At 63.8% G+C, this 260-nt stretch carries 1 protein-coding gene; it reads right to left on the reverse strand.

Features of this window, described 5'->3' with window-relative positions; genetic code table 11:
• A partial coding sequence (locus SB753_RS38640; protein ID WP_410805359.1) for a hypothetical protein occupies window positions 1–260 on the reverse strand: 260 nt, incomplete at both ends.

Raw genomic sequence — 260 nt, forward strand, 5'->3', positions numbered from 1 at the left:
GAACCCGATCCCGGCGACCTCGATGCCGGGCGCGACGACATCGGTACTCGGGTCGGTCATGTTCTCCTCCGAATACTTCTTCTTCGCCGGAGCTGCTGTCGCGTCCACGGACGCGACGTTGAGCACACCGTTGGTCGTGTCGAGCACGCCCGCTGAGGTGCTGTCGTTGTTGCCAAGTGCGCCGATGACGACGACCCCAGCCTGCAGCGCCCTCGTGACACTGTCGTATGTCGGCTGGGAGATCTCCTGGTGAAGGAACG

This window comes from Paraburkholderia sp. SIMBA_053 (assembly GCF_046534895.1).
Taxonomy (GTDB): domain Bacteria; phylum Pseudomonadota; class Gammaproteobacteria; order Burkholderiales; family Burkholderiaceae; genus Paraburkholderia; species Paraburkholderia caledonica.